We start from the raw sequence: 20,162 nt of genomic DNA, 5'->3' as shown, positions 1-20,162 counted from the left end.
GACGGCCTCAGCCCGGCAGCAGCGGGGTGATGCGGTCGCGGATCGCCGCAACCGCCTCCTGCGGCGGCTTGCGGCCGAGCACGGCGAGTTGCACCTCCTCCAGGAAGGTCGCTTGCGCGCGCACCGCCTCGGGGAAGGCCGGGAAGGCCGGCCGCGCCTTGGCGAGGGCGGCGGATTCGATCTTCGCCAGCGGCTGGCTGGCGGCGAAGTCCGGATCGGCATAGGTCGAGACGCGGACCGGGCCGTTGCCGTTGCGCGCCGCGCCCAGCGTCACCGCCTTGCTGGAGACCGCCTTGATGAAGCTCCAGGACAGGTCCTTGTTGGCCGAGTTGGCCGGGATCGCCATGGCCCAGGATTCCACCACCGCCGCCATGCCGGTGCCGGCGGGCAGCGTCGTGGAGCCTGGGAACTCCACCGCCTTGATCTTGCCCGGGACTGAGGACTGCTCGGGGTTGTTGAGCTGGGCGAAGCGGGCGAAGGGCAGCACGCCGAAGGCCGCCCGGCCCTGCTGCAGCCAGGTCACCATGTCGTCGTTGCGGGTGTTGGCGTAGCTGCGCGGCAGCGCACCGGCTTGGAACAGGTCGGCCAGCACGGCCAGCGCCTTCTCCATCGCCTCCGGCTGCGGCAGGACCTTGAAGTCGGCGCTGATGAAATCGCCGCCGAAGGCCCGCGCGAACATCACCGGGAAGACGGCCAGGTCGCTGGCCAGGATCATCCCGACCACCCGCGTGCCGGCCGCCGAGGTGAAGGTGAGTTTCTTCGCCTGCTCGACCAGTTCCTCCAGCGTCGCCGGTGGGGCGGTGAAGCCCGCCTCCTCCAGCAGCGCCTCGTTGTAGAACAGGGCCTGGGTGGCGTGTCGGACCGGGATGCCCACCAGCTTGCCGCCGACGGTCATGGCGCGCCGCAGGCCGGGGGCGATGTCGTCGATGTCCTCGACCGGGTCCGACGCCTGGTACGTGTCGAGCGGCTCGAACAGCCCCGCGATCTGCGGCGTCATCCGGTTGTCGATGACGTAGCCGACATTGAAGCCGGTCTGGCCCAGGCTGGCCTCGCGGAACAGCCGGTCCTGCAGCGGATTGCTGTCGAGGGTGGTCCAGGCGATCTCCGCCCCCGACGCCTGGCGCCACGGCGCGATGACGTCGCCGGCCGCGCCCTTGGTCAGCACATTCTGGTGCACCAGATGCGACAGCACGTTCAGCGTCTTGGACTGCGCCAGCGCCGTGCGGCCCAGCGCCATCGCCGCGGCGCCGGCCACCGTGCCGGCCAGCAGGTCGCGCCTCGTCAGATGTGCGGTCATGGTTGTCCTCCCTGTTTGATTCTTGGTCATCCCTTGGTCGCGCCGGCGGTCAGCCCGGCCACCAGGAAGCGGTTCATGGCCACCACGAAGGCCAGCACCGGCAGCAGCTGGATCGTGGCCGCGGCGAACAGCACGCCCCAGTCGACGCCGTCGACCGAGCTGATCATCTCGGACAGCACGAAGGGCGCGGTCTTGGCCCTGGTCGCGGTGAAGATGAAGGCGAACAGGAACTCGTTCCAGGCGAAGACGACGACGAAGACCGCGACCGCCAGCATGCCCGGCGCCGCCAGCGGCAGTACGATCCGGCGCAGCACGGTCAGCCGCCCGGCCCCGTCGATGGTCGCGGCCTCGTCCAGCTCGCGCGGCACCTGGTCGATGAAGGTGCGCATCAGGATCGTGCCCAGCGACACGAAGAAGCTCGTGTACAGCAGGATCAGGACGAGATGGGTGTCGTTCAGCCCCAGCAGGTTGACGATCGGGAACAGCGGCAGCGTGACCACGATCGGCGGGATCAGGCGCACGCCGATCAGGAGATAGACCGAGCCGGAGAGGAACCGGCCGCGATGCCGCGAATAGGCGTAGCCGGCCAGCGAGCTGACGGCGACGGCCAGGACGGCGGAGCCGATGGTGACGATCAAGCTGTTGACCAGCCCGTCGAAGAAGCTGCCCCAGCGCTGCCACAGATGCTGGTAGTGCAGCAGCGTCGGCTCGAACAGCAGCTTCGGCGGCACCGCGAAGATGTCGCGACCCGGCTTGAACGACGACAGCACGATGAAGGCGATCGGGAAGATCGACCACGCCACCACCGCGGCGACGGCCACGGCCTTGCCGGCCGCGATCAGCAGGCGGTCAGCGCGCATCGGCCGCCATCCCCTTGCGCAGCCGCAGGATATAGGCGGCGGCCAGCAGCAGCGACACCGCGACCATGATCCAGGCGGTGGCGGCGGCGGTGCCGAAGGAGTTGTAGCGGAATGCCTCGAGATAGAGGTAGACGGCCACCGCCTCGGTCGTCCGCGCCGGCCCGCCCTGCGTCAGCAGCCAGATCTCGGAGAACAGCCGGAAGGCGAAGATGTAGCGGAACAGCATGGCGATCAGGATCGCCGGCGCCAGCAGCGGCAGGGTGACGTTCCGGAACAGCTGCAGCGGCGAGGCCCCGTCCGCCCGACCGGCCTCGTACAGGTCCTTCGGGATCGCCAGCCGGGCGGCATAGAGGATGACGAAGGTGAAGGGCAGGTGCAGCCAGATCGTCAGCAGCCCGACCAGCACCAGCCCGTGCGACGGGACGAAGGTCCAGTCCAGCGACGGCAGGCCGAGATCCAGCAGCGCGTTGGTCACCGGGCCGACATCGGGGTCGAACAGGAAGCGCCACATCGCCGCCGCCGTCACCTCGCTGATCGCATAGGGCGCCAGCACGATCACCAGCAGCAGGCGCCGGGCCGGCAGGCCGCTGGCGAACAGCAGCGCGATGCCGAGCCCCAGCAGCAGTTCCAGATGCACGGCCGCCGCCACCACGGCCACGGTGTTGAGCAGCGACCGCCAGAAATAGCCGTCGCCCAGCACCCGGGCGTAGTTGTCGAATCCGACAAAGCTCGCCGCCTGGCCGAAGGTCGACGACTGGAAGCTGAGCCACAGGACGAAGATCGACGGAATGACGATGACGCCCAGCACCAGGACGTGCACCGGCGCCACGAGCGGCAGCGCCCCCGCCAGACCGTGCCGCAGACGCTTCAGCCGCGCTTGCATTCCGCCTCCCGGGCCATGGTGATTGTTCGGCTGGGGCGCCGGCGGTTCCTGGCCCCGGACCGCGGCTGCCCTGGCTGTGGCGCGGCCCGCGCCGCGGCGCGTCAGGCCGCGGCGGCCGGCACCTGGCCTGCGATGGTGGTGCGATACATCACCCGGCGATAGCCCGGATAGTCGTTGATCGCGGTGTGCAGCACGAAAGGGTTGTTCCACATGCCCAGCGTGCGCGGCGCCCAGCGCAGGCGGCAATGGAACTCCGGCCGCGTCGCCCGCGCCATCAGGAAGTCGATCAGCGGCCGGCTCTCCTCCTCGGTCATGCCCTTGAAATGGGTCAGGACGCTGCTGACGAAGACATAGCGCCGCCCGGTCACCGGATGGGTGCAGATCACCGGATGCTCGACCGCCGCATTCTCGATCGCCTCGACATCCGCGGTGACGCCGAGCCGCTTCTGCATCGCGTTGATCGCGAACACGCCGCGCCCGCTGTGGATGCCGGTCAGGCCTTCCAGGATCGCCACCAGCCGCGGCGACAGCGACTGGTAGGCCTTCTCCAGGCTGGCGAAGCAGGTGTCGCCGCCGACCGGCGGGATCTCCTCGCCGTACAGCATGGTCACCCCCGGCGGCCGCGCCAGCCAGGCCAGGTCCATGTGCCAGTCCTCGCCGATCACCTTGCCGGTGTCGTCGGGCTCGCGCACGAAGCGGACGATGTCCTCGAACCCGTCCATCGGGGTGTGCACCGGGTTGCCGCTGAACGGCCCGAAGCGGCGGGCGACCTGCTGCAGCGTGGCCGGCACCAGGTCCTGATCGCGCACCGCCAGCACATGGTAGTCGTGCAGGGCGCGCAGCACCTCGGCGAAGGTATCCTCCGCCGCCGTCCTCAGGTCGACGCCGATGATCTCCGCCCCCAGCGCACCGGTGAACGGCCGGACCTCGAATTGCGCGAAGCGCTCGTCCCGCATCATCTGCCCGCCTCCCTCGATGGCCGCGCTTTCGGATCCGTCGCAGCACTGACTTACGTGTAAGTAAGTACACAGCGAAGGGAGATGCCGTCAACGGTCTCGATCACGCGTCCAGCACGATCAGGACGGGCGCTGCCCCTCCCCGGTCGCGCTGATCATCCGGCCGAGCGCGCGGAACAGCAGCTCGATCTCCTCGAACCGCCCCGCATCCTGCGTCATCGGCGGGCAGGACAGCAGCGTGACGCGCAGCACCCGCACGACGTCGTCCACATCCGTCTCCCGCCGCAGCTGGCCGGCCGCCACCGCCTCGCCCACTGCGTGCCGCAGGCAGGCGTCATAGGTCCGGTTCACCCGCTCCAGCGCCGCCACTGCGTCCTCGCCGAGGGCCGGCAGGTCGTGGCGCAGGCGCGACAGCGGGCTCCAGACATTGCGGGCGCGGTCGCCGGGGTTGAAGCGGTGGTAGTAGCGGCGCAGGTCGTCGAGCTGCATCGACAGCCGCTGGTCGAAGGGGACGCTGCCGGCGCGCCAGTAGCGCTCGATCCGTGCCACGGCATTCGCGGCGATGTCCTCGATCAGCTCCCGCATCAGCTGCTGCTTGCTGCCGAAGTGATGGTGGATGTTCGCCCGCGTGGTCCCGATCACGGCGGCGATGTCGCCGAAGCTGAAGCCGTCATGCCCCTTCATGACGTAGAATTCGGCGGCGACCGCCTTGATCCGCTCGCGCGTCCCTCCCGAGGCGTCGGGTTCGGGCGGTCCGCTGTCCTGACGTGTCATGTCGTGCGCCCATGTTCGGAATGGCCGGGGGCCGCCGGCCGCGATCGGCCTGTATAGCCCACAAGCATGCCACAGCCGGAAGGCTGAACGACGCGGGACCGCCCGCCCTTCCGAGACGCAGAGCCTATCCCGACGATCGAAGCGTTGTCATGACGTCCGTGGCAGCCTCACCGGACGGCGGGCGCGGCGCCTTGCGTCACGGAGATCCGTCGGACGGCGCCGCGGCGCGGAAATCCACCGACCCGAGGCCGCCGGGGGCGACGAGATCCTGGATCGATCCGGCCAGCCCGCGCTCGCGGTCGCCGACGAGGCGCTCATAGAAGGCCAGGTTGGCCCGGCCGATGCCGTGCTCGGCGCTGAAGCTGCCGCCGAACCGGCCGGCCGCCTCGCCGAACACCAGCTCGCGCAGCGGCGCCGGGTCGCGCGCCAGGGCGGAGTCGCGCGGCAGCACCAGGTTGAAATGCACGCCGCCATCGCCGACATGGCCGAAATCGCAGATCCGCGCCTCCGGGTGCCGCTGCGCCAGCACCTCGGTCATCGCCCGGCGGAACGGCATCACATCGGCCCGGGCGAAGCCGAGGTCGAAGGCCACCACCCTGCCCTCCGCCGCCAGGCTCTCGCTCAGCACGTGCCGCAGCGCCCAGAAGTCTGAGCCGCGGCCCGGCATGGCGTCGGCCAGCGGGCCGCCCGGCAGGTCCCAGATCTCCGCCAGCACCTGCTCCATCAGGACGTCGATCGACGGTTCCTGGTCCCGCGCGGCCCAGGACCGCTCGATCTCGACCAGGATGCAGAAGGGCGGCGGCGGATGCGGCGCGAAGGGGTTGCGCAGCCGCTCATGGTGCTTCAGCGCCAGCTCGACCGCGGCACCGGACATGCCCTCGAACGCCGCCAGATGGTCGCCGACCCGCTCCTCGAAGGCGGTCAGCAGCGTCATCACCGCCTCGTCGTCGCGCGGCACCAGGATGGCCGTGGCCGATTGCTGCGGCAGGCGGCGCAGCTCCAGCACCGCGCGGGTGACCAGGCCGTACGCGCCGCCGGTGCCGATGAAGAGCTGCTTGAGGTCGAGCCCGGTGTTGTTCTTGCGCAGCGGCCGCATCAGGTCGAGGACGGTGCCCTGCGCGTCCGGCAGCACGACCTCGAGCCCCAGCACATGCCGGCGCATGTCGCCGTAGCGGATGAAGCGCGCCCCGCCGGTATTGGTCGCGACCATGCCGCCGACCGTCGGGTCCGCCCCCAGGTCGATCGGCAGGACCAGGCCGTGCGCCTCCAGCCCCTGGTTGAGGGTGGAGAGGCGAAGGCCGGCGCCGACGGTGGCGCTGCGGTTGGCGGCATCCACCTCGAACGGCCCGGTGAACCGGTCGAGGCTAAGCACGCCCTGCGCGCCGCCGGGATCCGGCGTCGAGCCGGCGACGAGGCCGGTGTTGCCACCCTGGGGCACCAGCCGGATGCCGTGGCGGACGCAATGCGCGACCACGGCGGAGGCCTCGGCCGTCGTCGCCGGGCGGGCGACGAAGGCGGCCCGGCCGCGGTCGTAGCGGGCACCGGTCTCGTAGGCGGAGAGGTCGTCGGGGGCCGCGAGCAGGCCGCGCTCTCCGAGCACCGCCCGCAGGGCATCCAGATGGCTGGCCGTGTCGTTCACTCGCGCAGGCTCTCCCGGCGCGGGACCGGACGACGGCCGGCCTCCCTGCCGGTCGGGCCCGCCCCGCATGGCGGATTCGGGCGGCCGGTGGCCGCCGTCCCCCGACTTTGCGTTGTCATTCCTAACCTGTCAACTTGTCCTTTTTCTGGGCCGGCCGGAAACAGCCCACAGCGGCAATCCGGAGCAAAGGACTGATTTTCAAGGCAGAATTTCAGGAATGCTGGGCCCGGGCCTGCGAAACAGCGGCGTTCATCGGCATGACAAGCGGCGTCGGTGGGGTGCTTTCCCGGCTACACTTGTCATGCAACCGGGTCGCCGGCCATGGCCGGCGCTACAGATGAATGCCGTCGAAGACCCGTTCCTGGGCGTTGCGGATATGGGCCTGCATCGCCTCCCGCGCCTTGACCGCGTCGCCGTCCCGGATCGCCTCGAAGACCGCCGCGTGCTCGCGCTGAACCATCGCCAGGTGCCCGGCCGAATGCAGCACGGAGAAGCTGCGCGCTAGGTCGATGACATAATCGAGATGCGGCCGCACCGCGGCCAGCGCCGCCTCGAAATACTGGTTCTGCGTGGCCCGGGCGATCGCTGCGTGGAAATCGCTGTCCTGCTCGACGCCGATCTTGCCGGTCCGGATCGCCTGGTCGATGGCGTCGAGCTCCCTCTTCACCGCGGCCAGCAGCGCCTCGTTGCGGTTCAGGGCGGCGGCGTAGGCCACCTCCCCCTCCAGCGCGATGCGGAACTCGTAGATGCGCCGGACGTCCGAGATCGTCTGGATCCCCTGCGCGCCGTTCACCGGCCGGGCCGGCTGCGGCTCGGCGGCGCCGACGACGAAGCTGCCGGCGCCCTGCCGGGACTGGATCAGCCCCTCCTCGCGCAGGCGGCGCAGGGCCTCGCGCACGATCGGCCGGGAGACGCCGAAGCTCTGGCTGAGCTCCTTCTCCGACGGCAGCTTGCCGTCCCCCGGAAACTGGCCGCGCTGGATGCGCCCCAGCATGTCGCCATAGAGGATATCGCTCAGTCTTGGACGTGGGGACACCGGAACCCTTTGCCGTGCAGCGGCGTGATTGTTTGCAGGCAAGATTACACGTTCTACCGGGAAGCTCAAAGTCCGGCTGTCCCGAAAAATGGCACGATCGCGCGGCTTTCCGTGGCTTCCGCCCTCTCGACCAGACTTCGTCTTCTCGCCCACATGTCAGTTGACATGTAATTTTCAGCCGGATAGATGTCAAAAACAAGCCCGGACGACATCGGGCAAAAATCGACATCTCGGCCGCGGGCCAAGCCGCCCGCGCGCCACAAACAGGGGATGGCACCATGGTCGGGGGTAGCCGCTGCATCACCATGACGCGCCGCGCGCTTCTGGGCGCCGGGCTGTCGTTACCGTTCCTCTCGATTCCGGGCCGGGCCCAGCAGGCCGACGGGATCCTGCGCTACGGCCTGTCGGCCTTCCCACCCAACCTGCAGCCCTGGGTCAGCACCGGCGCAGCCGCCGGCACGGTGAAGCTGATGCTGCACCGCAGCCTGGTCACCTATGACAGCAAGGGCCAGCTGCGCGGCGAGCTGGCGGAGTCCTGGTCGGTCGACGATGAGGGCGCCTGGGTTTTCAAGCTGCGCCCGGGCTGCGTCTTCCAGAACGGCGACCCGGTCACCGCCGACGACGTCAAATGGTCGATCGAGCAGATCGCCGCCGAGAACTCGACCGCCTATATGCGCACCCAGTTCCAGGGCATCGAGCGCATCGAGATCCCCGATCCGCAGACCGTCCGCCTGGTGACGAAGACGCCGACGGCGACGCTGCCGACCTGGTTCGCCAACTACAACACCTTCGTGCTGTCGCGGAACTCGACCGCGCGCGAGCCGATCGGCGCTGGCCCCTTCCGCCTGACCGGGCAAGAGCGCGGCACCTCGCTCGAGCTCACCGCCTTCGACAAGTTCTACAAGCCCGGCTTCCCCAGGCTGAAGGGGATCAAGTTCACCGTCTATGCGGACGAGAACCTGCGCATCGCCGCCCTGCAGAGCGGCGATGTCGACATGATCGAATACGTCCCCTGGCAGTCGATGGCCACGGTCGAATCCGACCCGCGGCTGAGGCTCGACGCGGTCGAGGGGCCGTTCATGTGCGTGCTGTTCAACGCCACCCGGCCGCCCTTCGACGACCCGCGCGTGCGCCAGGCGGTCGCCTTCGCCGTGAAGCGGGAGGACATCGTCAAGGCGGCCTTCTTCGGCCGCGGCAAGCCGATGGCGGGGCTGCCGATCACCGCCGGCACGCCCTGGTATGACGAGACGCTGGCCAATGGCTGGGCCTATGACCCGGCCCGCGCCAAGGCGCTGCTGGCCGAGGCCGGGCATCCTGACGGATTCCAGACCACGCTGATGGCCACCGCCCAGTACGGCATGCACAAGGACACCGCCGAGGTGGTACAGCAGCACCTGGCCGCGATCGGCATCCAGTGCGAGCTGCAACTGCCGGACTGGTCGACCCGCGTCGCCCGCGGCACCAAGGGCCAGTACGACATCTGCATCCACGGCCTGTCCGCCGACAACAACGATCCCGACGGGCTGACCGGGGTGATCGACACCTCGCTGGCGCCGACCCATGGCCGCTCCTTCGGGCTGAAGGCGCCGAGGACCGTCGAGGCGCTGGCGCGCGGCCGGGCCGAGTTCGACCAGGCCAAGCGCGTCGAGATCTACAAGGAGATGCAGCGCGCCGCCCTCGAGGAGGTGCCGCTGGCCGGCCTGGCCTGGCGGTCGCAGGGCTACGGCCTGGACCGGCGCATCACCGGCTTCACCAACCTGCCCGGCGCGCTCACCGGCTTCTCCGGCGCCACGCTGGAGGAGACCAGCTTCGCATGATCGCCGGGCTCCTCCGCCGCATCGCCACCTCGCTGGCGCTGGCCTGGATCGTGGCCACGATCGTGTTCCTGGCGCTGCACATGGTGCCTGGCGACCCGGCGGAGCTGCTGCTGTCGACCGGCGGCGTCGCGCCCGATCCGGGCGCGGTGGCCGAGCTGCGCGAGCGGCTGGGCCTCGACCGGCCGCTGTCCGACCAGTATTTCGAGTTCCTGTCCGGCCTGCCGCGGGGCGACCTCGGCAACTCCCTGGTCGACGACTATCCGGTGGCGCAGGAGATCGCGCTGCGCCTGCCGCGCACGCTGGAGCTGATCGGCGCCGGCGCGCTGCTGGCCGTGATCTTCGGCATCCCGGCCGGCACCTACGCGGCCACGCATCGCGGCGGCACCTTCGATCGCATCGCCTCCGGCCTCGCGGCGCTGCTGCTGGCCGTCCCGGTCTTCGTGGTCGGCACCCTGCTGATCCTGGTGCTGGCCCAGGCGCTGCGGATCATGCCGGCCGGCGGCTTCGTGCCGCTGGCCCAGGACCCGCTGCAGCACCTGACCCTGCTGGCCCTGCCGGCGATCGCCATCGCCAAGGGCCTGACCGCGATCGTGTTCCGGATGACGCGGTCCTCGGTGCTGGACGCCCTGTCACGCGACTATGTCCGCACCGCCCGGGCCAAGGGCCTGTCCCCAGCCCGCGTGCTGGTGCGCCATGTCGTGCGCAACGCGCTGAGCCCGGTGCTGACCGTGCTGGGCCTGCAGATGGGCACGATGCTCGGCGGCACGGTGCTGGTCGAATACGTCTTCAACTGGCCCGGCCTGTCGACGCCGCTGCTGCACGCGGTCGAGGCGCGCGACTACCCGATGGTGGTTGGCATCGTCCTCACCGTCTCGGGCCTGTTCCTGCTGATCAACCTGGCGATGGACCTGCTCTACGCCGTCCTCGACCCGCGGATCCGCGCAGCATGAAGCGCCTGTGGATCCCAGGCGCGCTGGTCGCCGCCGTCATCCTGCTGGCCCTGCTGGCGCCGTGGCTCGGCCTGGCGGACCCGGTCAAGCAGGATATCGCCCAGCGCCTGTCCGGGCCGATGCCGGGGTCGCCGCTGGGGCGTGACGAGTTCGGCCGCGACGTCCTGTCCCGCCTGATCTGGGGCGCGCGCACCAGCCTGGGCGTCGCCTTCGCCGCCGCCGCCATCGCCGGCATCGTCGGCACCCTGCTCGGGCTGGTCGGCGGCTGGTTCCGCGGCCTCGGCGAGCTGCTGGCGGTGCGCAGCATGGACGTCATCCTGTGCTTCCCGCCGGTGCTGCTGGCGCTGCTGGTCGTCACCCTGCTCGGCCCCGGCGCCGGCACGCTGATCCTGGTGCTGTCGGTGCTGTACCTGCCCGGCTTCGCCCGGGTGACCTATGCCGAGGTGCTGTCGGCCCGCAGCCACGACTATGTCGAGGCGGTGCGGGCGCTGGGCGCGCCGACCGGCCGCATCCTGCTGCGCACCGTGCTGCCGAACATCGCCGGGCCGGTGCTGGTGCAGCTGTCGCTGGCCGTCGCCGCCGCGGTGGTGCTGGAGAGCGGCCTGTCCTTCCTCGGCCTCGGCGTGGTGCCCCCTGCCCCGTCCTGGGGCCTGATGATCCGCGGCGCCCGCGCCACCATGGAGCAGGCGCCGCTGCTGCTGTTGTGGCCCTGCGCGGCGCTGAGCGTGACCATCCTGGCGATGAACCTGCTGTGCGACGCGCTGCGCGACGCGGTCGACCCGCGCACGCCGGCCGCCCGCCCCCGGCCGCGGCTGATCGACCGGGTGCTGCCCGGGCTGCTGCCGCCGCCGGCGCGGACCGACGCGGTGCTGGATCTGCAGGGCCTGACCGTCGAGATCGCCACCCCGCGCGGCACCATCCGGCCGGTCGAGGATGTGTCGCTGTCGGTCCGCCCCGGCGAGACCATGGCCATCGTCGGCGAGAGCGGCTCCGGCAAGTCCGTCACCGCCACCGCCCTGATGGGCCTGCTGCCGCCGGCGGCCCGGCCGGTGGCCGGTGCCGCCTGGTTCGGCGACCGCGACCTGCTGCGGCTGGACGAGCCGAGCCTGCGGGCCCTGCGCGGCGGCGCCATGGCCATGGTGTTCCAGGACCCGATGAGCAGCCTGAACCCGGTGCATCGGGTCGGCGACCAGGTGGCCGAGGCGATCCGCGCCCATCGCCCGATGCCGGCCGCGAAGGCACGGGCCGAGGCCTTGGCCCTGTTCCGCCGCGTCGGCATCGCCGACCCGGAGCGACGGCTGGACGCCTGGCCGCATGAGCTGTCGGGCGGCATGCGCCAGCGCGTGATGATCGCCATGGCCTTGGCCAACCGGCCGGGCCTGCTGATCGCCGACGAGCCGACCACCGCGCTGGACGTCACCGTCCAGGCCCAGATCCTGGACCTGCTGGCCGAGTTGCAACGCGAGACCGGGACGGCGATGATCTTCATCACCCACAGCCTGGGCGTGGTCGCCGAGATCGCCGACCGGGTCACGGTGATGTATGCCGGGCAGGTGGTCGAGCAGGGCGACGCCGCCGCGGTCTTCGCGGCGCCGCTGCACCCCTACACCCGCGCCCTGCTGGCGGCGACGCCGGACGGCGACGGCCAGCCCGCCGGCATCCCCGGCGTGGTGCCCCAGCCCCATGCCTTCCCGGCGGGCTGCCGCTTCGCGCCGCGCTGCGGCCATGCCGCCGCGGCCTGCGCCGCGGCGCCGGTCCCGCTCGACGAGGCACGGGACGGCCGGCTGACGCGCTGCATCCGCTGGTCGGAGCTGTCGAACGGAGCGGAGTGCGCGGCATGATCCCCCCATCGGCGACGCCGCTGGTCGAGGCCAAGGGCCTGTCCAAGATCTTCCACACTGGCGGCCTGTTCCGGCGCGGCCGCTTCGTCCAGGCCGTGCGCGGGGTGGATGCCGGCGTGGCCCGGGGCGAGGCGCTGGGCGTGGTTGGCGAGAGCGGCTCCGGCAAGAGCACGCTGGGCCGGATGATGCTCGGCCTGATGCCGGCCAGCGCCGGGACGGTCAGCTTCGACGGCCGGCCGCTGGGTCGCCCCTCCGGCCGCGACTGGCGGGCGCTGCGCCGGCGCATGCAGATCGTGTTCCAGGACCCGTATGGCAGCCTGGACCCGCGCCGCCGGGTCGGCGCGCAGATCGCCGACGGCCTAGCCATCCACCGGGTCGGCACCACGGCGGAACGTGCCGGCCGCGTCGCGCAGCTGCTCGAGCGCGTCGGCCTCGACCCCAGCCACGCGCAGCGCTATCCGCACGAATTCTCCGGCGGCCAGCGCCAGCGCATCGGCCTGGCCCGGGCCCTGGCCAGCGGGCCGGACTTCCTGGTGGCGGACGAGCCGGTCTCGGCGCTGGACGTCTCGATCCAGGCCCAGATCGTGCAGCTGCTGGGCGAGCTGCGGCGCGACCTGGGCCTGGCCCTGCTGTTCATCAGCCACGACCTGCCGGTGGTGCGGCATCTCTGCGACCGGGTGATCGTGATGTATCTCGGCCGGGTGATGGAGGAAGGCCCGGCCGAGGCGGTCTTCACCAGCCCGGCCCACCCCTATACCCGGGCCTTGATCTCGGCGACGCCGCAGCTGCATCCGGACCGCCGCGCCGACCGCATCCTGCTGGCCGGCGACCCGCCGAGCCCGTCCAACCCGCCCTCCGGCTGCGTCTTCCGCACCCGCTGCGCCCATGCGCGGCCGGCCTGCGCGGAGGCGGTGCCGGAGCTGCGCCCCCACGGCGAAGCCCGCCGTGTCGCCTGCATCCGGGCCGAGGAGATCGCCTGAATGACGATCCGGCCCGACCACCGACCTGCCGACAAGGAGTAGAGCTTTGGCCGCGAAGACGGAACCGAAGGTGCATATGGGCACCATCACGGGCGGCGAGGCCCGCGAGACCCTGGCGCAGAACCCGGTGATCCTGCTGCCGATGGGCAGCCATGAGGACCAGGGCCCGCACGCGCCGATGGGCGACTATCTGCTGGCCGAGAAGATCGCCGAGCTGGCCGCCATCCGCGCCAGCGAGCGCGGCGTCCGGACCCTGGTGGCGCCGGTGCTGCCCTATGGCGGCGTCGACTGGTTCGGCCCGATGATCGGCGGCATCGCCCTGAGCCAGGCGACGCTGACCAGCGTCATCGCCGACATGGTCGGGTCGCTGCACAGGAACGGCCTGACCCGCATCGTCGTCATCAACGGCCATGGCGGCAATGTCGGGCCGATCGCCGAGGTGGCGCGCGGCCTGTACCTCCGCGACGGCACGGTGCTGCCCAGCCTGTATCTGTGGCGCATCGGCTACGGCCTGCTGCCCGGCATCGTCGGGGCCGAGAACTCGGCCAAGGTCTCCGGCCACGGCGCCGACCCGCTGACCAGCATCGGGCTGCACCTGTTCCCGGAGCTGATGCGCCCGGAGATGATGCCGACGGAGCGGCCGGCGAAGCGCGACCCGGTGCTGGACCTGCCCTTCACCGGGCTGGGCACCGCCAGCTTCGAGGGCGCCGAGGTCGGCCTGCCGAACCAGTATGACGAGGTCTACACGCTCGGCGTCGGCAAGGGCGACCCGCGCCTGTGCTCGGCCGAGACCGGCGCGGCGCTGACCGAGAAGCTGACCGAGATCTGCGCCCGCTTCGTCGCGCATTTCGCCGGCAAGGTCCCGGCCTGAGGCACCCCCGGCCGGTGCGCCGCGCCGGCCGGGCCAAGATCAATGTCGCCCCGGACGGGGCCAACAAAGGGGGCTTCCAGATGCTGACGCGCCGTCTCCTGCTCCAGACCGGGGTCGCGACCCTCGCGGCCCCGGCGATCCTCCGGGCCCAGTCGCCCGCCGGCCAGATCCGGCTGATGTCCTATGCCGACGGCACCTTCCAGGACAATTACATCAAGACCGTCATCGAGCCGTTCCAGCAGGCCTTCCCGGGCGTGCAGGTCGTCTACGCGCCGGGCGGCAGCTCGGCCGAGATGCTGGGCAACATCCGCGCCCAGAAGGCGGACCCGCAGATCGACGTCATCATCCTGGACGTCACCGCCTCGAACATCGGCAACGCCGAGGGCCTGTTCGACAAGCTGACCCCGGCCGAGGTGCCGTCGCTGGAGGAGCTGCTGCCCGAGGCCCGCGCCGCCGGCGGCGAGTTCGGCCCGGCCGTGACCTTCGACCATCTGGTGCTGGTCACCGATGCCCAGAACCTGAAGCCACCGCTCGCCAGCCTCGCCGACCTGTGGCGGCCGGACCTCAAGGGGCAGCTGGCGATCAGCGCGCCGCCGAACATCCAGGGCCTGGCCTTGACCGTGATGGTCGAGAAGATGCTGGGCGGCGACTACCGGCAGTCGGTCGATGCGGCGATCAAGAAGCTGGCCGAGCTGGCGCCGTCGGTGAACACCTGGAACCCCAACCCCGACGGCTACTCCCTGATCCAGAACGGCATCGTCCGCGTCGCCACCGGCTGGAACGCGCGGTCGCAGCGCCGGATCGACGAGACCCAGGGCAAGCTCGGCGCGCTGCTGCCGCCGGAGGGCTCGGTGTTCCAGATCAACACCATCAACCTCACCGCCGGGTCGAAGAACCGCGCCGCGGCCGTCGCCTTCATCAACCACGCTTTGTCGCAGCAGGCCCAGAAGGCCTTCACCGAGCAGGTGTTCTACGCCCCGACCAACGCCAAGGCGCAGATCGACCCCAAGGTGCTGGCCCGAACCGCCGCCGGGTCGGAGAACCGCAGCCGCATGATCGACGTCGACTGGGCCGAGATCGTCAAGGTGCGCGACAAGTGGAACAACCGCTGGCGCCGCGAAGTGATCTCGGCCGGGTGATCCGATGAGCTATCTCCAGCTGCAGGGCCTGGCCAAGCACTATGGCAGCTTCGTCGCGGTCGACGACGTCTCGCTGACCGTCGGCCGGGGCGAGGCGGTGGCGCTGCTCGGCCCGTCCGGCTGCGGCAAGACCACGACGCTGCGGATGCTGGCCGGGCTGATCGCGCCGGATGGCGGCAGCATCCGGGTCGACGGCGCCGACATCACCCGCGAGCCGGCGCATCGCCGCAACATGGGCTATGTCTTCCAGTCCTACGCGCTGTTCCCGCATCTCAGCGTCGCCCGCAATGTCGGCTTCGGACTGGAGGAGCGGCGCGTGCCCCGCGCCGAGGCCGCCGCCCGGGTCGAGGAGGCGCTGTCCATGGTCCGCCTCGGCGCGCTGGGCGGGCGCCGGCCGCGCGAGCTGTCGGGCGGCCAGCAGCAGCGCGTGGCCCTGGCCCGGGCGCTGGTGATCCGGCCGTCGGTGCTGCTGCTCGACGAATCCCTGTCCAACCTCGACGCCAAGCTGCGCGACGCGATGCGCCACGAGATCCGTGACATCCAGCGGTCGCTCGGCATCACCACGCTGTTCGTCACCCATGACCAGGTCGAGGCGCTGACGATGTGCGACCGGATCGCGGTGATGAATCGCGGCCGGGTCGAGCAAGTGGGGGCGCCGGAAGACATCTATGAGCGGCCGGCGACCCGCTTCGTCGCCGATTTCGTCGGCCGCGCCAACATCCTGCCGGCGACCCGCGGCGCCGACGGGCGCCTCGCCCTGTGGGGCACGGCGCTGCCGGTCGCGGCGCCGCCGGCCGGCGAGATCGACATCTTCGTGCGGCCGCAACGCATCCGCTTAGCCTCGGTCTCCGAGCCGGCGGCGGAGGGCGTGGCACGGATCCGCGGCCAGGTCTCGCACAGCGTCTTCATCGGCGACCGGATCGAGGTGGTGGTCGAGGGCGCCGGCGGCCAGCTGAGCGTCGAGATGCCGTCCGGCCAGCGCCCGCCGGCCGAGGGCATGGAGGTCGCGGCGATCTGGCCGGCCGAGGACACGCTGGTGTTCCCACGCGAGGCGCCATGACCGACGTCCCGCACCCCCTTGCCGCCGAGCGCCCGACCCTGCCGCGCGGCTGGCGCCTGCCGCTGCCCCTGCTGGTGCTGCCGGCGGCGCTGTTCGTGCTGCTCGTCTATCTCTGGCCGACGCTCGGCCTGTTCCGCACCGCCTTCAACGAGGTCGGGCCGACCGGCGCGATGGTCGAGGCCTGGTCGCTGCAGACCACGAAGGACATCTTCGCGGACTCCTTCACGGCCGAGCTGACCCTGAATTCCCTCTGGCTATCGCTGGTGGCGACCGCCCTGGCGCTGGCGCTGTCCTACCCGGTGTCGCTGTTCCTGTTCCGCACCAAGTCGCGCTTCCGCGGCCTCTTGGCCGTGGTCGCGATCATGCCGATGCTGGTCTCCGGCGTGGTGCGCATCTTCGGCTGGCTCGCCATCCTCGGCGACCGCGGCCTGGTCAACGGCATCGCCCAATGGCTGGGCCTGATCAGCACGCCGATGCGTCTGGTGTTCAACTGGACCGGCGTCACCATCGGCTTGGCCGAGAGCATCATGCCCTACATGATCCTGGCGCTGCTGGCCGGGTTCGGCCGCCTGGACCGGACGCTGGAGGAGGCTGCGCGCAGCCTGGGCGCGACGCCGCTGCGCTGCTTCCTGCGCGTCACCCTGCCGCTGAGCCTGCCCGCCATCGCGCTGGCCGCCGGGCTGGGCTTCGTGCTGTCGATGTCGTCCTACATCACGCCCAGGCTGATGGGCGGCGGCCGCATCTTCGTGCTGGCGACCGAGATCTACGAGCAGGCGACCACCAACACCAACTGGCCGGTGGCCGCGGTGCTGGCGATCTACACCCTGGTGCTGCTGCTGGCCCTGGCCGTGGTGGCCCGGCTGGCGGCACGGAGGCTGCAGCGATGAACGGCGCCGGCCGCGTCCTCTCCACCCTCGCCGGCATCGTCTACGCCATGATCCTGGCGCCCATCGTCGTGGTGGTGGCGCTGGCCTTTTCCGCCGATGACTTCATCGTCTTCCCGCCCTCGGGCTATTCGTTCCGCTGGTTCCAGGCGCTGGCCGGCAACGGGCCGCTCCTGGACGCGCTGCTGCTGAGCGCGCAGATCGCCTGCGTGGTCACGGCGCTGTCGCTGCTGCTGGGCGTGCCGGCGGCCCTGGCGCTGAACAAGGGCGGCTTCCCGGGGCGCGAGACGCTGCAGGGCTTCTTCCTGGCGCCGCTGCTGCTGCCGACGCTGATCATCGGCCTGGCGCTGCTGCTGTTCTTCACGCCGCTGCGCCTGACCGCCACCCTGCCCGGCCTAGTGCTGGGCCATATGATCGTGACCGTGCCCTTCGTCATCCGGATGATGACGACCGCCTTCTCCACCCTGCCGGACGACATCGAGGCCGCGGCGGCCACGCTGGGCGCCACGCCCTGGCGGGTGGTGCGCCGGGTCACCCTGCCGCTGGCCGCGCCCGGCCTGGTCGCCTGCGGGGCCTTGTCCTTCCTGCTGTCCTTCGACGAGACCGTGATCTCGCTGTTCATCGCCGGGCCGCGCGCCTCGACCCTGCCGGTCGAGATGGTGCGCTATGTCGAAGGCCGCACCGACCCGCTGGTCGCGGCCCTGTCGGTCGTGCTGATCGCCGCGACCCTTCTCGTCGTCATTCTGGTCGAACGTCTCGTCGGCGTCGCGCGCGCCGTCGGCAACTAGGGAAAGCCACATGCCCGATTACCGCATCGCCCCCATGCCGCAGCAGATTCCGCCCGCTTTGGTGGAGAAGCTGCGCCGGGTCGAGACCGCCACCATCGGCCATTCCCAGCATTGGGGCTTCATGGACCGGGGCATCCAGCCGCTGCTGCGCGGCAAGCGCATCGCCGGCGCCGCCGTCACCCTCGCCATCCCGGGCCAGGATTCGACCCTGCTGCACCACACGCTGGGCCTGCTGCGGCCGGGCGACATCCTGGTGGTCGACCGGCTGGGCGACGACAAGCACGCCTGCTGGGGCGGCGGCGTCACCATCGCGGCCAAGGCCGCCGGCGCGGTCGGCGGCATCGTCGACGGGCCGTGCACCGACCTGGCCGAGATCGAGGATTCGGACTTCCCGATGTGGTGCCGCGGCATGTCGCCGATCACCACCCGCCTCTACAATCTGGGCGGCACGCTGAACCTGCCGATCTCCTGCGGCAACGTCCCGGTCAAGGCCGGCGACGTGATCCTGGCCGATGAATCGGGCGTGCTGGTGCTGCCGGCGGACCAGGCCGAGGCGATCGCCGACGCGGCGCTGGTGCGGCAGGAGCGCGGCGAGCGCAGCCAGGAGCGGGTCAAGGCCGGCGAAAAGCTGGGCGACATCTCCGGCGCCAGCCGTATGGTTCTCGAAGCCCTGAACCAGGCGAGCTGAGGCCAGCATCGTGACCGACTCTCGCGCCCCGCGCGTTACCGACTTCGCCTGCGAGAAGCGGCCGGCCACCGGCTCGCGCGGCATGGTCGTCACCAACCATCCGCTGGCTTCCGCGGCGGGGTCGGAGATGCTGCTGGCCGGCGGCAACGCCGTCGATGCGGCGGTCGCTTCCCTGTTCACGCTGACCGTGGTCGAGCCGATGATGGTCGGCGTGCTCGGCGGCGGCGTCGCCCATCTCCGGCTGGCGGATGGGCGGCACCTGGTGCTGGACGGGCTGTCGACCGCGCCGGGCCGCGGCGGCGCCACCATGTACGAGCCGCTGTCCGACGAGATCGGCAAGGCCCGGCTGGTCCGCGACCGCGAGAACGAGGTCGGTCCCAAGGCGGTGGCCGTGCCCGGCGCGCTGGCCGGCTGGTGCGAGGCGCTGGCCCGGTTCGGCACGCTGCCGCTGGCCGATGTGCTGGCGCCCGCCATCCGCCTGGCCGAGCGCGGCTTCATCGCCAGCCCCTATCTGTCGGACGGCATCGCCGACTGCGCCAAGGACCTGGCCCGGGACCCCGGCCTGTCGGCCCTGTTCCTGCCCGGCGGCCAGCCGCTGCGGCCGGGCGACCGGCTGGTGCAGGGCGACTATGCCGCCAGCCTGCGGCTGATCGCCGAGCGCGGGGCCGCCGCCCTGTATGACGGGCCGCTGGGCGCCGCGCTGACCGGGTTCATGGCGGCCAAGGGCGGGCTGATCGACCAGGCCGACCTCGCCGCCTTCCGGGTGATCGAGCGGGCGCCGGTGCGCGGCACCTATCGCGGCTTCGAGATCCTGGGGCCGCCGCCGCCCTCCTCCTCCGGCGTGCACATCGTGCAGATGCTGAACATCCTGGAGGGCTACGACATCGGCGGGCTGGGCTTCGGCTCGGCCGACGCGGTGCACCTGCTGGCCGAGGCGCTGAAGATCGCCTTCGCCGACCGCGCCGTCGCCACCGCCGACCCGGCCTTCGTCACCGTGCCGGTCGACCGCCTGATCGCCAAGGCCTATGCCGAGGAGCGCCGGTCGCGCATCGACCTGCGCCAGACCCAGGCCTGGACCGCCGGGCTGACGGGCGGGGAATCGGCCAACACCACCCATGTCACGGTGGCGGATGCGGCGGGCAACGTCGTCGCCACCACCCAGACCATCAACGGCCTGTTCGGCGCCTGCACCCAGATCCCCGGCACCGGCATGCTGACCAACAACTACATGTACAATTTCGACCCGCATCCCGGCCGCGCCTTGTCGATCGCGCCGGGCAAGCGGGTGTTCACCTCGATGGCGCCGATGATGGCGCTGCGCGACGGCAAGCTGGCCTTCGCCCTGGGCCTGCCCGGCGGCCTGCGAATCTTCCCGTCGGCGCTGCAGGCCATCGTCAACCTGATCGACCACGGCATGACCCTGCAGGAGGCGGTCGAGGCCCCGCGGGTCTGGACCGAGGGCGGCGTGCTGGAGCTCGAGCAGGCCTTCCCCGATGCCGTGGCCGAGGACCTGGCCGCCCGAGGCCACCAGATCATGCGCATGCCCCGCATCGCCGGCGGCATGAACGCGATCGGCTTCGCCGCCGACGGCACCCTGACCGGCGCCGCCTGCTGGCGCGCCGACGGCACGCCCGTCGCCATCTCCGGCGGCCTGGCCCGTGCCGGCGTCCGCTTCACCATCTGACCGCAACCCGACTGG

The 20,162-nt window shown here is 71.3% G+C and carries 18 protein-coding genes; 11 read left to right on the top strand and 7 right to left on the bottom strand.

Translation table 11 applies throughout. From position 1 onward, the window contains the following. Positions 1–7 precede the first annotated feature (7 nt). The 7 genes from BWR60_RS18425 to BWR60_RS18395 form a co-directional block, all read right to left on the bottom strand. Positions 8–1,297 carry an ABC transporter substrate-binding protein gene (locus BWR60_RS18425; protein ID WP_088152480.1) on the bottom strand — a complete coding sequence of 430 codons (1,290 nt, stop codon included), beginning with the start codon at positions 1,295–1,297 and terminating at the stop codon, positions 8–10. Between the two features lie 26 nt (positions 1,298–1,323). After that, a complete protein-coding gene (locus tag BWR60_RS18420) occupies positions 1,324–2,157 on the bottom strand; it encodes a carbohydrate ABC transporter permease (protein ID WP_088152479.1) in 834 nt (277 codons plus the stop codon). After that, a complete protein-coding gene (locus tag BWR60_RS18415) occupies positions 2,147–3,040 on the bottom strand; it encodes a carbohydrate ABC transporter permease (protein WP_088152478.1) in 894 nt (297 codons plus the stop codon). The genes BWR60_RS18420 and BWR60_RS18415 overlap by 11 nt, the downstream gene beginning before the upstream one ends. Before the next feature lie 101 nt (positions 3,041–3,141). Then, complete coding sequence (locus BWR60_RS18410) at positions 3,142–3,999, bottom strand: TauD/TfdA dioxygenase family protein (protein ID WP_088152477.1); 858 nt, start codon at positions 3,997–3,999, stop codon at positions 3,142–3,144. A gap of 117 nt (positions 4,000–4,116) precedes the next feature. Beyond that, entirely contained in the window at positions 4,117–4,770 is a 654-nt protein-coding gene (locus BWR60_RS18405; protein ID WP_088152476.1) for a TetR/AcrR family transcriptional regulator, read from the bottom strand. A 196-nt stretch (positions 4,771–4,966) separates the two neighbouring features. Beyond that, positions 4,967–6,409, bottom strand: coding sequence for an FAD-binding oxidoreductase (locus BWR60_RS18400; RefSeq protein ID WP_218823571.1), 1,443 nt, complete (start codon positions 6,407–6,409; stop codon positions 4,967–4,969). A 331-nt stretch (positions 6,410–6,740) separates the two neighbouring features. Then, complete coding sequence (locus tag BWR60_RS18395) at positions 6,741–7,403, bottom strand: FadR/GntR family transcriptional regulator (RefSeq protein ID WP_088152474.1); 663 nt, start codon at positions 7,401–7,403, stop codon at positions 6,741–6,743. Between the two features lie 320 nt (positions 7,404–7,723). Between BWR60_RS18395 and BWR60_RS18390 the strand changes: the two genes are divergently transcribed. The 11 genes from BWR60_RS18390 (at position 7,724) to ggt (ending at position 20,147) form a co-directional block, all read left to right on the top strand. Continuing rightward, positions 7,724–9,262, top strand: a complete 1,539-nt coding sequence (locus BWR60_RS18390; RefSeq protein ID WP_088152473.1) for an ABC transporter substrate-binding protein — start codon at positions 7,724–7,726, stop codon at positions 9,260–9,262. Beyond that, a complete protein-coding gene (locus tag BWR60_RS18385; RefSeq protein ID WP_179221831.1) occupies positions 9,259–10,212 on the top strand; it encodes an ABC transporter permease in 954 nt (317 codons plus the stop codon). The genes BWR60_RS18390 and BWR60_RS18385 overlap by 4 nt, the downstream gene beginning before the upstream one ends. Next, positions 10,209–12,053: a dipeptide/oligopeptide/nickel ABC transporter permease/ATP-binding protein gene (locus BWR60_RS18380; protein WP_088152472.1), complete on the top strand. Its 1,845-nt coding sequence runs from the start codon at positions 10,209–10,211 to the stop codon at positions 12,051–12,053. Before BWR60_RS18385 ends, BWR60_RS18380 begins: the two co-directional genes overlap by 4 nt. Beyond that, positions 12,050–13,033, top strand: a complete 984-nt coding sequence (locus BWR60_RS18375) for an ABC transporter ATP-binding protein (RefSeq protein ID WP_088152496.1) — start codon at positions 12,050–12,052, stop codon at positions 13,031–13,033. Before BWR60_RS18380 ends, BWR60_RS18375 begins: the two co-directional genes overlap by 4 nt. 46 nt (positions 13,034–13,079) lie before the next feature. Beyond that, positions 13,080–13,904, top strand: coding sequence for a creatininase family protein (locus BWR60_RS18370; RefSeq protein WP_230983096.1), 825 nt, complete (start codon positions 13,080–13,082; stop codon positions 13,902–13,904). Between the two features lie 80 nt (positions 13,905–13,984). Beyond that, the gene (locus BWR60_RS18365) at positions 13,985–15,043 is read left to right on the top strand and encodes an extracellular solute-binding protein (protein WP_088152494.1); all 1,059 of its coding nucleotides are present in this window, start codon (positions 13,985–13,987) and stop codon (positions 15,041–15,043) included. 4 nt (positions 15,044–15,047) lie between these two features. Next, positions 15,048–16,103, top strand: a complete 1,056-nt coding sequence (locus BWR60_RS18360; RefSeq protein ID WP_088152471.1) for an ABC transporter ATP-binding protein — start codon at positions 15,048–15,050, stop codon at positions 16,101–16,103. After that, the gene (locus tag BWR60_RS18355) at positions 16,100–16,990 is read left to right on the top strand and encodes an ABC transporter permease (protein WP_088152470.1); all 891 of its coding nucleotides are present in this window, start codon (positions 16,100–16,102) and stop codon (positions 16,988–16,990) included. Before BWR60_RS18360 ends, BWR60_RS18355 begins: the two co-directional genes overlap by 4 nt. Further along, positions 16,987–17,775: an ABC transporter permease gene (locus tag BWR60_RS18350; RefSeq protein ID WP_088152469.1), complete on the top strand. Its 789-nt coding sequence runs from the start codon at positions 16,987–16,989 to the stop codon at positions 17,773–17,775. The genes BWR60_RS18355 and BWR60_RS18350 overlap by 4 nt, the downstream gene beginning before the upstream one ends. A gap of 10 nt (positions 17,776–17,785) precedes the next feature. After that, positions 17,786–18,463, top strand: a complete 678-nt coding sequence (locus tag BWR60_RS18345) for an RraA family protein (RefSeq protein ID WP_088152468.1) — start codon at positions 17,786–17,788, stop codon at positions 18,461–18,463. Between the two features lie 10 nt (positions 18,464–18,473). Next, positions 18,474–20,147 carry a gamma-glutamyltransferase gene (gene ggt / locus BWR60_RS18340; RefSeq protein ID WP_343216410.1) on the top strand — a complete coding sequence of 558 codons (1,674 nt, stop codon included), beginning with the start codon at positions 18,474–18,476 and terminating at the stop codon, positions 20,145–20,147. The last annotated feature ends 15 nt before the right edge of the window (positions 20,148–20,162 follow it).

It is taken from the genome of Inquilinus limosus, assembly GCF_002195995.1.
GTDB classification, from domain to species: domain Bacteria; phylum Pseudomonadota; class Alphaproteobacteria; order DSM-16000; family Inquilinaceae; genus Inquilinus; species Inquilinus limosus_C.
This window is presented reverse-complemented; position numbering and strand designations above follow the sequence as displayed.

Excerpts from the sequence above, each read along its gene's own strand:
- BWR60_RS18425 (WP_088152480.1), bottom strand. The coding sequence starts at position 1,297 with ATGACCGCACATCTGACGAGGCGCGACCTGCTGGCCGGCACGGTGGCC.
- BWR60_RS18420 (WP_088152479.1), bottom strand. The coding sequence starts at position 2,157 with ATGCGCGCTGACCGCCTGCTGATCGCGGCCGGCAAGGCCGTGGCCGTC.
- BWR60_RS18415 (WP_088152478.1), bottom strand. The coding sequence starts at position 3,040 with ATGCAAGCGCGGCTGAAGCGTCTGCGGCACGGTCTGGCGGGGGCGCTG.
- BWR60_RS18410 (WP_088152477.1), bottom strand. The coding sequence starts at position 3,999 with ATGATGCGGGACGAGCGCTTCGCGCAATTCGAGGTCCGGCCGTTCACC.
- BWR60_RS18405 (WP_088152476.1), bottom strand. The coding sequence starts at position 4,770 with ATGACACGTCAGGACAGCGGACCGCCCGAACCCGACGCCTCGGGAGGG.
- BWR60_RS18395 (WP_088152474.1), bottom strand. The coding sequence starts at position 7,403 with ATGCTGGGGCGCATCCAGCGCGGCCAGTTTCCGGGGGACGGCAAGCTG.
- BWR60_RS18390 (WP_088152473.1), top strand. The coding sequence starts at position 7,724 with ATGGTCGGGGGTAGCCGCTGCATCACCATGACGCGCCGCGCGCTTCTG.
- BWR60_RS18385 (WP_179221831.1), top strand. The coding sequence starts at position 9,259 with ATGATCGCCGGGCTCCTCCGCCGCATCGCCACCTCGCTGGCGCTGGCC.
- BWR60_RS18380 (WP_088152472.1), top strand. The coding sequence starts at position 10,209 with ATGAAGCGCCTGTGGATCCCAGGCGCGCTGGTCGCCGCCGTCATCCTG.
- BWR60_RS18375 (WP_088152496.1), top strand. The coding sequence starts at position 12,050 with ATGATCCCCCCATCGGCGACGCCGCTGGTCGAGGCCAAGGGCCTGTCC.
- BWR60_RS18365 (WP_088152494.1), top strand. The coding sequence starts at position 13,985 with ATGCTGACGCGCCGTCTCCTGCTCCAGACCGGGGTCGCGACCCTCGCG.
- BWR60_RS18360 (WP_088152471.1), top strand. The coding sequence starts at position 15,048 with ATGAGCTATCTCCAGCTGCAGGGCCTGGCCAAGCACTATGGCAGCTTC.
- BWR60_RS18355 (WP_088152470.1), top strand. The coding sequence starts at position 16,100 with ATGACCGACGTCCCGCACCCCCTTGCCGCCGAGCGCCCGACCCTGCCG.
- BWR60_RS18350 (WP_088152469.1), top strand. The coding sequence starts at position 16,987 with ATGAACGGCGCCGGCCGCGTCCTCTCCACCCTCGCCGGCATCGTCTAC.
- BWR60_RS18345 (WP_088152468.1), top strand. The coding sequence starts at position 17,786 with ATGCCCGATTACCGCATCGCCCCCATGCCGCAGCAGATTCCGCCCGCT.